Here is a 14,183-nt window from a genome sequence, read left to right on the forward strand (position 1 = left end):
ATAAATCTGCTTCTAAATTTTAGCTTGGTTATATGCACATTTTAAAATTGAACCATTTCCGTGCACTGATCTTGTGCAGGGCTGAACCACGTTTGAACATTCAGCCGCATCTCTATAGGCATATTGACTATCTATTTACCTTAATTCGCTTATTTTCGGATAGATCGGCGCTCAATACTTAAATATAGAGATGAAATTTACGATTGAAATAAAAACTTGGCACGTATCGTGCTTAATACTTATTGAGTCAAAGAAGACTCTAAAAATTTGTTAGACGGCCAACGACGTCCGTTCTGATCGACTCTGTTATGTGTTAGCGACATAACCGAGTAATTCATGCGTTCAGTTCAGTCAGGAGAAGGTTATGTCTTCAAATTTAAATGCCAAAAAAGCCACAAAAATAAGTCTATTTAATTTTTCTTCAGCAGCAATGCGGGCCTTCCACATGAGTTGGCTCGCATTCTTTGTTTGCTTCTTTGCATGGTTTGCCTGTGCACCGTTGATGCCAGTGATTGCTGGCGAATTTCACCTCACGAAAGATCAAATTGCCAATATTAATATTGCCGCTGTTGCGATCACGATTTTAGTCCGTCTGATCGTTGGTCCTTTATGTGATAAATATGGCCCGCGTAAAACCTATACAGCTTTATTAATCATCGGCAGTATTCCAGTCTTTGGTGTCGCTTCTGCGAGCAGCTATGAATCCTTTCTTTTCTTCCGCTTGCTGATCGGCGCGATTGGCGCAAGCTTCGTCATCACTCAATACCATACAAGCATTATGTTTGCGCCTAATGTTGTGGGTACAGCCAATGCTACAACAGCAGGCTGGGGCAATGCAGGCGGCGGTGCAACTCAAGCCCTTATGCCTTTACTGCTTGGCGCACTCGTTATGTTTGGTGTAGAGCAAGCGATGGGCTGGCGTATTGCGCTGATTGTACCCGGTGTGATGATGCTGATTGTTGGTGCGCTTTACTGGAAGTTCACACAAGACTGTCCGCAAGGCAACTTTAAAGAACTTCGCGAACAAGGCATCAGTGTTGGCAGTGACAAAAAAGGCGGCTTGGCAATTCTAATGCATGCAGCACGCAATTACCGTGTATGGATTCTATTTGGCGCTTACGCAGCTTGTTTCGGTATTGAAATCTTTATTCACAACATTGTAGCAATGTACTACGTCGACCATTTCAGCTTTGGATTAAAAGAGGCGGGTATGGCAGCAGGTATCTTTGGTTTGCTTGCATTGTTTGCTCGTGCGCTTGGCGGCATTGTTTCGGACAAAGTAGCGACTAAAAAAGGCTTAGATGGCCGTACCAAAGTGTTATTTGCCATGATTCTGCTAGAAGGCTTATTCCTGATTGTCTTCTCACAAATGAATACTGCAGTGCTTGCAATCCTTGCAATGACAGTCTTTGCGCTCTTCACACATATGGCTTGCGGTGCTACCTATGCGCTGGTGCCATTCATTGACCGTGATGCTTTAGGCGGTGTTGCAGGCATTATCGGTGCAGGCGGTAACGTAGGTGCAGTGGCTGCAGGCTTCTTGCTTAAAGGCATGCTGGATATTCAAACCACGCTTATGGTGTTGGGCGGTCTAGTGGTTATCGCTGCAAGCTGTGTACTGATGATCCGCTTCTCTGTAGAGCATAAAGAAAAAGAACAGCGCCTATTTGAACAAGCTGTAAATGAACGAAATTTAGCTGAAGCTCAAAACTAATACTGAAAAGTTGCCTCTAAACATCGCGATTTAGGGGCAAATAAAAAAATCTTGCGGAGAAAGAATATGAAAATCATCATGATTGGACATGGCATGGTTGGCCATAAATTTATCGAATCTGTACTGGAACACGCAGGTGATGATGTTGAATTAACCATTTTGGCTGAAGAGCCGCGTTTAGCCTATGACCGTGTGCATTTAACTGAATATTTCAGCGGTAAATCGGCTAAAGATTTAACCCTATGCCGCAGCGACTTTGCCGATGCATACGGTATAGATTTACGCCTTAGCACCAAAGCGGTTGAAATTGATCAGCGCAATAAAACGGTCACAACCAATCACGGTGATATTCTTTCTTTTGACAAGCTAGTGCTCGCAACAGGTTCATACGCTTTTGTGCCACCAATTCCAGGCAATGAACGTGAAAACTGCTTTGTGTACCGTACCATTGAAGACTTGGATGCCATCCGTGCCGCAAGCTTGAATGCTAAAACAGGTGTGGTGATCGGCGGCGGTTTATTGGGTCTGGAAGCAGCAAAAGCGCTGCGTGATTTAAACTTAGAAACCCATGTTGTTGAATTTGCACCACGCTTAATGGCAGTTCAGATTGATGATCTAGGCGGTAAAGTTTTACGCTCGAAAATTGAAAATCTAGGTGTTAAAGTCCATACGCAAAAAGCAACATCTTGCATTGAAGACGGTGCAAATGCGAAGCATGTAATGAAGTTTGGTGATGGTTCTGAACTGGAAACCGACATCATCTTATTCTCTGCAGGTATCCGTCCACGCGATGAATTAGCGCGCCAAAGTGGTTTAGCCATCGGTGAGCGTGGCGGTATTGTAATTAACGATTATTGCCAAACTTCAAACCCTGACATTTATGCCATTGGTGAATGTGCGCTTTGGCAAAATAAAATTTATGGCCTAGTTGCGCCGGGCTATGACATGGCACGTATTGCAGCAAAGCATGTGATGGAACAAAACTGCACGCTTTTCGCTGGTGCAGATATGAGCACCAAGCTGAAACTGATGGGAGTTGATGTTGCATCTGTAGGCGATGCGCATGCAATGACACCAAATTCTTTAAGCTATTTCTATGCAGATGAAGCAGCTCAGGTTTATAAAAAAATTGTCGTGAATGCAGAGAAAACTAAGCTGCTAGGTGCAGTATTGGTGGGCTGTGCTAAAGAATACAATGACCTGCTGCAAATGATGCTGAATGGCTTAGACGTTCCTGAAAGCCCAGAAAGCCTAATCATGCCTGGCTATGCACAATCTGCAGGTAAATCGGGCGGAAGCGGTGTCGATCTGCTGCCAGACAGCGCAACGATTTGTTCATGTAACAACGTCTCTAAAGCAGATATTTGTTCAGCCATTGCTGACGGATCGACTTCTTTAGGCGCATTGAAAAAATGTACTAAAGCTGCAACAGCTTGCGGCGGCTGTGCGCCATTAGTCACTCAAGTACTTAAATCGGAGCTTCAGCGTCAAGGTGTAACTGTAAATAACCATTTATGTGAACACTTTGCTTATTCACGCCAAGAGCTCTATCACTTGGTACGTGTGAACGAAATCAAAACCTTTGATGACCTGATTCAACAGCATGGCCATGGTTTAGGCTGTGATATCTGTAAACCGACAGTTGCCAATATTTTAGCGTCTTGCTGGAATGATTTTGTACTTAAACCAAGCCATGCAGGCTTGCAAGACAGTAATGACTACTACCTAGGCAACATACAAAAAGACGGCTCTTATTCAGTCGTGCCACGTATGGCAGGCGGTGAAGTTACTCCGGATGGATTAATTGCCGTGGGTCAAATTGCGAAAGAATATGGTCTATATACCAAACTGACAGGTGGTCAGCGTGTCGATATGTTTGGTGCACAAGTGCATCAGTTGCCTGAAATTTGGGAAAAATTGATTGCTGCAGGTTTTGAGTCTGGTCATGCATACGGTAAATCATTGCGTACAGTGAAATCATGTGTCGGCAGTACTTGGTGCCGTTATGGCGTGGACGATTCAGTCGGCTTGGCGATTTATTTAGAGAACCGCTACAAAGGCCTTCGCTCACCGCACAAACTGAAAATGGCTGTGTCGGGCTGTACCCGTGAATGTGCTGAGGCGCAAAGTAAAGATGTTGGCGTGATTGCGACTGAAAAAGGCTGGAACCTTTATGTATGCGGCAACGGCGGCATGAAGCCGCGTCACGCAGAGCTTTTGGCATCAGACTTAGATACGCAAACATTGATCAAATACATTGACCGTTTCTTTATGTTCTACATTCAAACAGCAGACCGTTTGCAGCGTACTTCTGTATGGCGCGACAACATGGAAGGCGGTTTAGATTACCTGAAAGATGTCGTTGTGAATGATTCGCTTGGCGTAGCGGCTGAACTTGAACGCCGTATGAGCCATGTTGTGGGTACATATCAAGATGAATGGCGTACTGCTGTAGAAGATCCTGAAGTACGTAAACGCTTTGTGACTTTCGTGAATGCAAAAGCAGAACAGCAAAATGATCCGCATATTCAGTTTGCATCCGTTCGCGGTCAAATCAGACCCAAAACAGAAGCTGAACGCGATACGACACGCATTCCAGTGGTTGAAGCTTAAGAGAATAACGAATTTAAAACTTCTTTTATTTGATTTACATCCTTATTCGGTTTCTCGCTAAGGCGAAAATGAAAAGATAGTGATCTAAAAGAAGTTTAAAAAGGATCAAGAATATGACAATTTTAAAAGAAATAAATGATTTAGACTGGTTTGATGTTTGTGCATTAGATGATATTACGCCAAATACAGGTGTGGGCGCACTGATTGAAAATCAGCAAATTGCGATATTCCGTGTCGGTGAAGAAAAGCGGGTTTATGCGCTGAGCAATCAGGACCCATTTAGCCAAGCCTATGTTATGTCCCGCGGTATTATTGGTGACTTGCAGGGTGAGCGTGTTGTGGCATCACCCATTTATAAACAGCATTTCAGCCTTGCTACTGGACGCTGCTTAGAAGATAAAGACCAAAAACTCTTGGTTTTTCCAAGCAAAATTGAAAATGGCCGTGTGCTGATTAGTCCAACTGCTCAAAAAACCTATATTACCAATAACGCGCCATCGTCTGAGTTGATGAAACTGGTTTTGGTCGGCAATGGCTTAGCAGGTATGCGTTGCTTAGAAGATCTGCTGGATATGGCGCCAGAGCGTTATGAAATTACGGTCATTGGTGAAGAACCTTGGGGTAATTACAACCGAATTATGCTTTCACCTGTGCTTTCAGGTGATAAAACCATTGAAGATATCATGCTGCATTCACATGCTTGGTATAAAGACAAAAATATCCGTTTTGTAGCAAGTGATGCGGCGGTACGCATAGACCGTCCGCGCAAGCAGGTATACACAGAAAAAGGCTTGGTCATCGATTATGACCGTCTGATTTTAGCAACAGGTTCTAAGCCGTTTATTCCACCAATACCGGGAACTGACTTCAAAGGCGTTTTAAGCTTCCGTGATATTTATGATGTCAACAAAATGCTGGACTACTGCAAAACGAAGAAAAATGCAGTGGTGATTGGCGGCGGTTTATTAGGGCTAGAAGCAGCTTATGGCCTGAAACAGCGTGGCATGAATGTTACTGTACTGCATTTGATGGACCGTATTATGGACCGTCAGCTGGATGAAAAAGCCAGCTTAATGCTCAATCATGCGATTGAACAAAAAGGTATAAAAATCATGACCGCAGCAAATACCCAAGAGTTGATGGGTGAAGATGGCCATGTGACACAATTACGTTTGCAGGATGGCACGGTATTAGCTGCAGATCTTGTCGTGTTTGCAGTCGGTATTCGCCCAAATATTGCATTGGCACAAAGTGCAGGACTGCGCTGCGGCCGCGGTGTGATGGTGAATGACACCATGCAAACCTTTGACCCGAGTATTTATGCGGTGGGTGAATGCATAGAACACCGCAGCCAAACTTTCGGTTTAGTTGAACCGCTTTGGGGACAGGCATTCATTTGTGCATCGCATCTGGCCGAACATGGCAGTTTAACCTTCAAAGCGCCCACGGTTCCGACGCAGTTAAAAGTCAGCGGCTGTGATGTATTTTCAGCTGGCAACTTTGAACCGCAGGATGATTTTGAAGATATTATTTTGAATGATGAAAAGCGTCAGATTTATAAACGCATTATTATTCAAAAAGATAGAGTGATTGGCGCTGTGCTGTTTGGCGATACTGAAGACGGTGCATGGTATGCAGAATTGATTTCAGATCAAACTCCAATTTCAAGCATCCGAAACAAATTGCTGTTTGGTAAGGATTTTGCATTAAAGAAAGCAGGGTGATTCATTATTAATCAAAGAATATAGTCACGACCGCGCAATTTCATTTTTAAGAAATTTGTATTTGCGTAGGTGTTGCCTCACTTTTGAAGGATCAAAAGTGACAAAAATCCTTTGTTGGGCGAAGGGTACATCCTATACCCCGCCCAACGGTGGCATCCATGCCACCACACGATAGTTAGTTTTAACTTAAATTTAAATAATTTAGTCATCTTTTGAAATTGGTCGTAACACTCAATTAATTGAGTTTGGAAAAAGGAGCCGGCAGAAGTGAATAGCATCCCGATCGTGGAACTGCATAGCTCCACAGAAAATAAAATTAAAACAACTCAAACCACTTGTCCATATTGCGGTGTCGGCTGCGGCGTGAGCGCAACAGTTGAACAGACAGCTTTAGGGCAAAAAGTGAGCGTAACTGGCGATGCGAACCATCCATCAAACTATGGCAAGCTGTGCATTAAAGGCAGTAACTTAGCCGATACCATTGGATTAGAAACACGTATATTACGGCCGATGCTTGGGCGTCAAACATCACCATTTCATACTCGTCAGGCTACAGATTGGAACACAGCAACAGCACTGATTGCCGAAAAATTTCAGCAATGTATAGATCTTTACGGACGTGAAAGCATCGCTTTTTATGTGTCGGGCCAACTGCTGACGGAGGATTACTATGCCGTTAACAAATTTGTCAAAGGCTATTTAGGTACTGCAAATATTGACACCAATTCACGGCTTTGCATGTCATCGGCTGTGGCGGCACATAAGCGTGTATTTGGTGAAGATCTTGTACCAGCAAGCTATGAAGACTTTGAGCATACAGATATGGTGGTGCTGGTCGGATCCAATACAGCATGGTGCCATCCCGTGCTGTATCAGCGCATTATGAAAGCCAAAGAAGAACGTGATTTGTTCGTGGTGGTCATTGATCCGCGCTTTACCAGTACCTGTGAGGCTGCAGATTTGCATTTGCCAATTTTACCGGGGCAAGATGTCGCACTGTTCAACGGTTTGCTGCAGTATTTAGTACAAAATAATCATAGTGATGTAGATTTTATCACCAAACATACTCAAGGTTTGGCGCAAGCGCTGGAGCAAAGTACAACAGAAGCTTCTATGACAGCAGTTGCTGAGCGTACAGGTATTTCTTTAGAAAAATTACAGCTATTTTTTGAAAAATTTGCGCAAACTGACAAAGTTATGACGCTATTTTCGATGGGGGTTAATCAGTCTTCGCGCGGTGTAGACAAAGCCAACAGTATTATTAACTGCCATCTGCTGACTGGCAAAATCGGAAAATTAGGCGCAGCGCCATTTTCTATGACAGGTCAACCAAACGCGATGGGCGGCCGCGAGGTTGGCGGTTTAGCCAATATGCTGGCTGCGCACTTAGATGTCGATAACACGGCGCATCAGGCATTAGTACAAGCGTTTTGGCAAAGTCCATTTATTGCCAATAAAGCGGGATTAAAAGCGGTTGATCTGTTTCAGGCGGTCGAAAGCGGGAAAATCAAAGCCATTTGGATTATGGCTACTAATCCTGTAGTTAGCTTGCCAGATGCAGATCAAGTCAAACGTGCTTTAGAACAATGCGAGTTTGTAGTGGTGTCGGATATTTGCAAAGACACAGACACAGCAATATATGCAGATGTGCTTTTACCTGCATTGGGCTGGGGTGAAAAAGACGGAACCGTTACCAATTCTGAACGCCGTATTTCACGTCAAACTGCTTTTTTAGATGCGCCGGGTGAAGCCAGAGCAGACTGGTGGTCTATTGCACAAGTTGCGAAAAAGATGGGTTATAGCGGTTTTGACTACAGCAGCAGCTATGACATATTTATTGAGCATACCAAATTATCTGCTTATCAAAATGCACCTTTAGATCAACGCGATACAACAGAGTCTTTTCGCTACTTTAACTTGCAGGGTTTAAGTAAGTTATCTGCACAAGATTATGCTGAATTAAAGCCCGTGCAATGGCCAGTTTGGCAGTTAGATCAGAGCGCTGATGCAGTCAGCCGTTTGTTTGCAGCAGGCCAATTCAGCCATGCCGATGCCAAAGCTAAGTTTGTCGCAACAACCGCTATTGACCCTTTGAACAAGATTTGCGGCGAATATCCGCTGGTTTTAAATACTGGCCGTATCCGTGACCAATGGCACACCATGAGCCGTACGGGTTTATCTGCAAATTTGAGTACACATATCGCCGAACCATTTTGTGAAATACACCCGCAAGATGCACTGAAGTTTGGTGTTAAAGATGGTGAACTGGTTGAGGTGAAATCTAACTGGGGCTTATGTATTTTACGTGCACAGGTCAGCAGTCAAATTCGACGCGGTCAAATCTTTGCGCCAATTCATTGGAATGACCAAGTCGCATCGGATGCGCGTATAGGCAAAGTGGTGAATCCTGTGGTCGATGCACTATCTGGTGAGCCTGAATTTAAACATACACCTGTATTTGTACAGCCGTTTTATACACAGTGGCAAGGTGTACTGTATGTACGTGACGGCTTTGAGCAAATGGTGCAAAACACCATTCAAAACACGGTGTGGTGGACCAAAATTAAAACAGCGAAAGCGACACGTTTTGAGTTGGCGGATCGTAAAAAATTCAGAAACACCGTCCAGCAACTGAAGTCTTTGCTGCCATTTACCGATGAAAGCTTTGAATGGCTGAATTTGGAAGATCAAACTGCCGATTTGAGTCATACCGTGGTGCTGCAAGATGGGCATTTAATTGCCAGTCTATATATTGCGCAACGCTCTATGCTGCCAGACCGTGATTGGATTGCTGGCATGTTTAAGCGTGAACGACTCAGCGCAATGCACCGCAAAGCGCTGCTTGCAGGTCAGCCGATGAACATGACCAACAGTGCAGGTCCGCTGGTGTGCAGCTGCTTTAAAGTCGGTAAAAATACCATTATCGAAACCATTAAAGAAAAGAATATTACCCATGAAAAACAAGTTACTGCATGTTTAAAGGCCGGCGGCAATTGCGGTTCGTGCTTATCAGAAATTCGAGGCTTAATTAAAGCCTGTCAGACGGAGTACGCAGAATGATGAAGAAAATCACCAAATCAGTAGGCTATCCAGAAACAGACTTGGTCATTTTGGCGGGCGGTCAAGCCCGCAGAATGAACGGTATAAATAAAGTTTTACAAAAATTTGATGATGAAATTCAGCTTATTAAGATTCATCAGTGTTTAAAATCACGGGCTGCAAATGTCTGGATTAACAGCCATCGTGACCATTCAATCTATGAATGCATGATTCCTTCAATAAAGCTGTATAAAGATGATGAAGCGGGGTTTTTAGGGCCGTTGATGGGCATGAAAAGCGCGTGGTCACATGTACAGTCGGATTATGTTTTGTTTGTCCCGTGCGATGTGACCTATATCCCGAAGAAAGTGCTTTCGAGACTGCATCAGGCCATGCAGCGGGATCCATTGTGTGAAGTGGCAGTTGTGGAAATTAATGGCAAAGCGCTGTATCCATTTTGTTTGCTGAAACGAAGCAGTCTCACAATGCTGCAAGCCCATCTTGATCAAAAACAGCGCAGTTTGAAGGGGTGTTTCAGTCAAATGCACATGCAGGTTGCACGTTTTCAAAATAATGCACTCTTTTTTCACAGTATTAACTCTTTAGATGAGCTGCAGCAGCACCGTCAGCTGAATTTTCTCTGAAAGCTGTACCTTTTGCGGAGCTTTCATTTTAAATGATGAGCCTAATGTGCTGTTTTTGAACCCAGAGAGAAAATTTACAGCCAATATGAAGCTTTTGAGCATGATATATAGCGATAAAACAGACTGCTTTTATACCTTTGATAATGGGCTTAACGGCAATTTATATTTTTAATTGCTATTGGTTGTTTGTAAGTTGTTGATTTTGTATGTCAAAAAAATAAACCAAATCCTCTGAAATAAATATTTAAAAAAGCGCAAAGTTGGAACACTTATTGCAATTTTTACTGCAAGAAAAGAAGGCGCAAAATTTGTACTGAGCTAAGACAGGGCAAATGACAGCGTCATGGAAGAAAAACATGAACAGCATGACACAATTACAGCCAGTGACCATTTTTAAAGATCAGTTTGGCCGTGAAAAACGCAAGTTGCGCATTTCAGTGACAGACCGCTGTAATTTTAAATGTGTCTATTGTATGCCTGAACACCCTGAATGGATGAAAAAGCATAATCTTCTCAGTTTTGAATCACTTTACAATTTTTGTGAGTTTATGGTGCTGCGCGGGATTGATCAGATCCGGATCACGGGCGGCGAACCTCTCATACGTCAAGGCGTTGTGCATTTTATTGAACAGCTGCAACAGCTGAGAAAGCTAGGCCTTAAACGTATATCCATGACCACCAATGGACATTATCTGAAACAATATGCACAGGCCCTAAAACAAGCTGGCTTAGATGGCATAAATATCAGTTTAGACAGTTTGGATGAAGCGCAATTTTTTCAGCTGACGCAAAAACAATTACAGCCAGTATTAGAAGGGATTGAAGCGGCTAAGCAAGCGGGCTTTGACATTAAGATTAATACAGTTTTGATTAGAGGTCTGAATGATCAGCAAATCATTGCATTAACAAAATGGGCGCTGCAACAAGGTTTCGAACTGCGGTTTATCGAGTTTATGCCGCTGGATGGTGATCAAAACTGGTCTAAAGCTGCGGTCGTTACCGAACAAGACATACTGGATAAACTCAAGACTGTTTTTGACGTGCAAACATTGCACGGTCAAGGTGCGTCACCAGCCAGATCTTACTTAATCAACGGCTTTCCTATAGGTATTATTTCAACCATCAGCAATTCTTTTTGCGGCAGCTGCGACCGTCTAAGACTGAATGCGCAAGGCGAGTTTTTTAACTGTTTATTTGCAAAAAAAGGCTTAGACCTGAGCAAGGACATACGCTCACTTAAAAGCACACTGGCTGAAAATGAAAATCCGCTGGATACGTTGAACATGCAAAACAAACTTGGCAGCTATATTTGGCAAAAAGAACAGGGCTTTCACACGATTACAGCGTCTAGTACTAGCAATACCAGAAAAATCAGCATGCATATGATTGGAGGTTAATTATGACTCAAATCACCATCAAAATTGAATCTTTTGGCGCTATTGAGCGTCTATTGCCAGCGCATTTGAGTCTGACTTGCTTGGCACAGCAGTCAATTGCAGAGGTTTTGCAGCAAGTTGCAAATCAATTTCCAGAATCATTCAGCATGCTTGAGCGCTGCGCCTGTGCCATTGGGGAAGACATTGTGCCAAGACAAACCGCATTGATGCAGGACAGTACCGTTGTGCTGCTGTCACCTGTGGCGGGAGGCTGAATATGGAGCTCAAGCATATTTCACGCATACAAGATACAGTATTCAGCCAAGCTGATTTTGACAGCATTGAGGCATTTCCTGAATGCGGCGGTATAGGTGTATTTATTGGCGCGGTTCGTAATCACCATGAAGGCAAAGCGGTAAAAGCCCTGAAATATACAGCTTATGCGCCTGTGGCTGAGAAAATGATCCGACAAATTGAACAGGAAATTCAAGCCAAATACGACGTGTCATATGTACGGGTTGTGCATCGTATTGGCAGTTTAGATATTGGTGATACTGCAATTATTGCTATGGCTTATGCACCGCACCGCCGTGAAGCTTTTGCAGCCTGCGAAGAAGCGGTTGAACGTGTAAAGCATGAAGTTCCGGTTTGGAAAGAAGAGTTTTATATGGATGGCAGCAGTCAATATGTAGAGGGCTGCTGTATTCGTAAGGATCACGCGCCTGAAGTGGCAGATCACGAAACGAAGCACGCTCATGTTCATAGCGAGTCATGCGAACATTCACATCAAAATAGCCAGACCATGCATTTGAACGCCAATATTTACCAATGGCATTTATAAAACCCAAAATTCAATATTTTCAATATTACAGCTGAAAATGAACAAAATAAGGATAAAGCAATGAAAAATGTGGGCATGAAAGCGGAAAGTTACCGTACAGCCATTGCAACTGGAATACTGCATGCACCGCCACATTGCATTGAACTGCTGCGTAATGGCAATACAGAAAAAGGCGATGCGCTGAAAACCGCACGGATTGCAGGTATATTGGGCGCAAAACGCACGGATGAACTCATTCCGCTGTGTCATCCGCTGCCGATCTACCGTGCAGATGTTGAATATGAATTGTTTGAGGCGCATGTTGAAATTAGCGCAGTGGTTGAAACCATTGGCCCAACGGGTGTGGAAATGGAAGCTTTAACTGCTGTCAGTCTTGCGGGTTTAACGCTGTATGACATGCTTAAACCGCACTGTGAACCAGAGGATTTGTGCTTAGATCAGGTAAAACTGCAAAAGAAAAAAGGTGGTAAATCACATTTTACCCGTGTATTGAAAGAAAGCTTATCGGCGTCGATTATTGTGCTTTCAGATACAGTTGCTGTCGGTAAAAAACCAGATACTGCGGGGCAAAATGTCCTCGAAATTTTAGAAGAAGCAAACTTCAGCAACATCAGCTATCAAGTGATACCAGACAGTCCTGAACAGCTTCTTACCTTGATTGAGCAACAGAAAAATCAATACCCGCTGATATTGACGGTTGGCGGTACGGGTTTAGGGCCAAAAGATTTAACTGTAGAAACGATACAGCCGCTGTTAAAACGTGAAATTCCGGGTTTGATGGAGGCTTCACGCAGTTTTGGTCAAAAACGCACGCCTTATGCTGCGCTTAGCCGTGGTGTTGCGGGCTATATAGATAACAGCCTTGTCATTACATTGCCGGGCAGCAGACAAGGCGCAAAAGAATCACTTATTGCCATTTTACCTGCCTTGGTACATCTATTTGATGTGCAGAAGAATATTCCGCATGTAGGAGGCTATCAATGAACCAAGCTGTATTGCATACAGGCTGCGGTGCTGAGGCTGGACTGATTTCAGTTGACGAGGCTCTTGCGCTGATTCAGACACATACGCAAAGTTTGGCACATGAAACTTTGGAACTTCAACACGCTTTAGGCCGTTATTTGGCGGCAGATGTGCATTCACAAATTCAGCTGCCCTTATTTGCTCAAAGCGCTGTAGACGGCTATGCCATTTGCGCGGCGGGTGAAATTAAACCCGGCGCGCAATTTGAGCTCATTGGAGAAATCCGCGCAGGGCAAACGGCTGAAACTATTTTAAAAGCAGGCCAAGCTGTCCGTATATTTACTGGCGCGCCGATTCCTGAAGGCACGACTACAGTAGCGCGGCAAGAAATTGTGAAAGCGGATGCACAGCAAATTGAATTGACTTCAGTTTTAAATAAGCATGCGGATATTCGTGATGCAGGTGAGGAATTCTCAGTCGGACAATGTTTGGCTGTCCGTGGTCAAAAGCTAACGGTTGGGGCAATTGCAGCACTGAGCATGGCTGGTATTTCGCATTGTGAGGTCTACGCTTACCCTAAAGTTGCTGTGGTCATTACAGGTGATGAAGTTGCACAAAATATAGAAGATTATCGTGCAGGTAAAATATTTGATGCCAATGCGCCGCTGATTTCAGCATGGTTTCAGTCGCAGCACGTCCAAGTTGAATTGATTCATATTGCAGATGAAAAGCAGGCGGTCTTGGATTTATTCAACCGTTTAAAAGACAGCTTTGATGTAATTTTAACGACTGGCGGCGTATCTGTAGGTGATTATGATTTTGTTCGTCCCGCAGCCTTGGACATCGGTTTTCAGCAAATTTTTTGGAAAGTAAAACAAAAACCCGGCAAACCGATGCTGTTTTCACAATACTTACGTCCAGACAGCACCTCCTGTTATTTACTCGGACTGCCGGGCAATCCCGCTGCTGTTTATGTCGGCATGCAAATTTATACAGATACATTATTGAAAGCTTTGCAAGGTCAAACACCCCCGCTGGTCTGGTTCAGCGCAGTCATGACACATGACCTAAAAGCTGATGCACGTGAGCGGTTTTTAAGAATGTCGGCGCACTTTGATAAGCAAGGCAAACTGCAACTAACTAGCCTGTCTAAACAGCAGTCACATATGCTGAGCAATTTAATGCAAGCCAATTGCATTGTTCGGATTCCTGCAGGGCAGCCTGTGCAAGCAGGACAAATTCTTCAAGGCGTATTTATTCAGGAATAGG

At 43.8% G+C, this 14,183-nt stretch carries 10 protein-coding genes; all 10 read left to right on the forward strand.

Annotated features, from left to right (window positions below):
* Positions 1–364 precede the first annotated feature (364 nt).
* The 10 genes from FTU06_RS01970 (at position 365) to FTU06_RS02015 (ending at position 14,182) form a co-directional block, all read left to right on the forward strand.
* Positions 365–1,714, forward strand: coding sequence for an MFS transporter (locus FTU06_RS01970; protein ID WP_180144607.1), 1,350 nt, complete (start codon positions 365–367; stop codon positions 1,712–1,714).
* 66 nt (positions 1,715–1,780) lie between these two features.
* Positions 1,781–4,327 (forward strand): nitrite reductase large subunit NirB, encoded by a 2,547-nt coding sequence (gene nirB / locus FTU06_RS01975; RefSeq protein ID WP_218954031.1) that lies wholly within the window; start codon positions 1,781–1,783, stop codon positions 4,325–4,327.
* A 113-nt stretch (positions 4,328–4,440) separates the two neighbouring features.
* A complete protein-coding gene (nirD, locus tag FTU06_RS01980) occupies positions 4,441–6,051 on the forward strand; it encodes a nitrite reductase small subunit NirD (RefSeq protein WP_180144610.1) in 1,611 nt (536 codons plus the stop codon).
* 267 nt (positions 6,052–6,318) lie between these two features.
* A complete protein-coding gene (locus FTU06_RS01985; RefSeq protein WP_180144613.1) occupies positions 6,319–9,111 on the forward strand; it encodes a nitrate reductase in 2,793 nt (930 codons plus the stop codon).
* Positions 9,111–9,734 carry a molybdenum cofactor guanylyltransferase gene (locus tag FTU06_RS01990; protein ID WP_373683052.1) on the forward strand — a complete coding sequence of 208 codons (624 nt, stop codon included), beginning with the start codon at positions 9,111–9,113 and terminating at the stop codon, positions 9,732–9,734. The genes FTU06_RS01985 and FTU06_RS01990 overlap by 1 nt, the downstream gene beginning before the upstream one ends.
* Before the next feature lie 356 nt (positions 9,735–10,090).
* Positions 10,091–11,131: a GTP 3',8-cyclase MoaA gene (gene moaA / locus FTU06_RS01995; RefSeq protein WP_180004418.1), complete on the forward strand. Its 1,041-nt coding sequence runs from the start codon at positions 10,091–10,093 to the stop codon at positions 11,129–11,131.
* Between the two features lie 2 nt (positions 11,132–11,133).
* Complete coding sequence (locus tag FTU06_RS02000) at positions 11,134–11,385, forward strand: MoaD/ThiS family protein (protein ID WP_180004419.1); 252 nt, start codon at positions 11,134–11,136, stop codon at positions 11,383–11,385.
* 2 nt (positions 11,386–11,387) lie between these two features.
* Positions 11,388–11,951 (forward strand): molybdenum cofactor biosynthesis protein MoaE, encoded by a 564-nt coding sequence (locus tag FTU06_RS02005; protein WP_180004420.1) that lies wholly within the window; start codon positions 11,388–11,390, stop codon positions 11,949–11,951.
* Positions 11,952–12,011: 60 nt separating this feature from the next.
* Positions 12,012–12,935, forward strand: coding sequence for a bifunctional molybdenum cofactor biosynthesis protein MoaC/MoaB (moaCB, locus tag FTU06_RS02010; RefSeq protein ID WP_168377472.1), 924 nt, complete (start codon positions 12,012–12,014; stop codon positions 12,933–12,935).
* On the forward strand, positions 12,932–14,182 hold the full coding sequence (locus FTU06_RS02015) for a molybdopterin molybdotransferase MoeA (protein WP_180144616.1): 1,251 nt from the start codon (positions 12,932–12,934) through the stop codon (positions 14,180–14,182). The genes moaCB and FTU06_RS02015 overlap by 4 nt, the downstream gene beginning before the upstream one ends.
* Position 14,183: the final 1 nt, after the last annotated feature.

This window comes from Acinetobacter sp. YH12052 (assembly GCF_013419835.1).
Lineage (GTDB): Bacteria > Pseudomonadota > Gammaproteobacteria > Pseudomonadales > Moraxellaceae > Acinetobacter > Acinetobacter amyesii.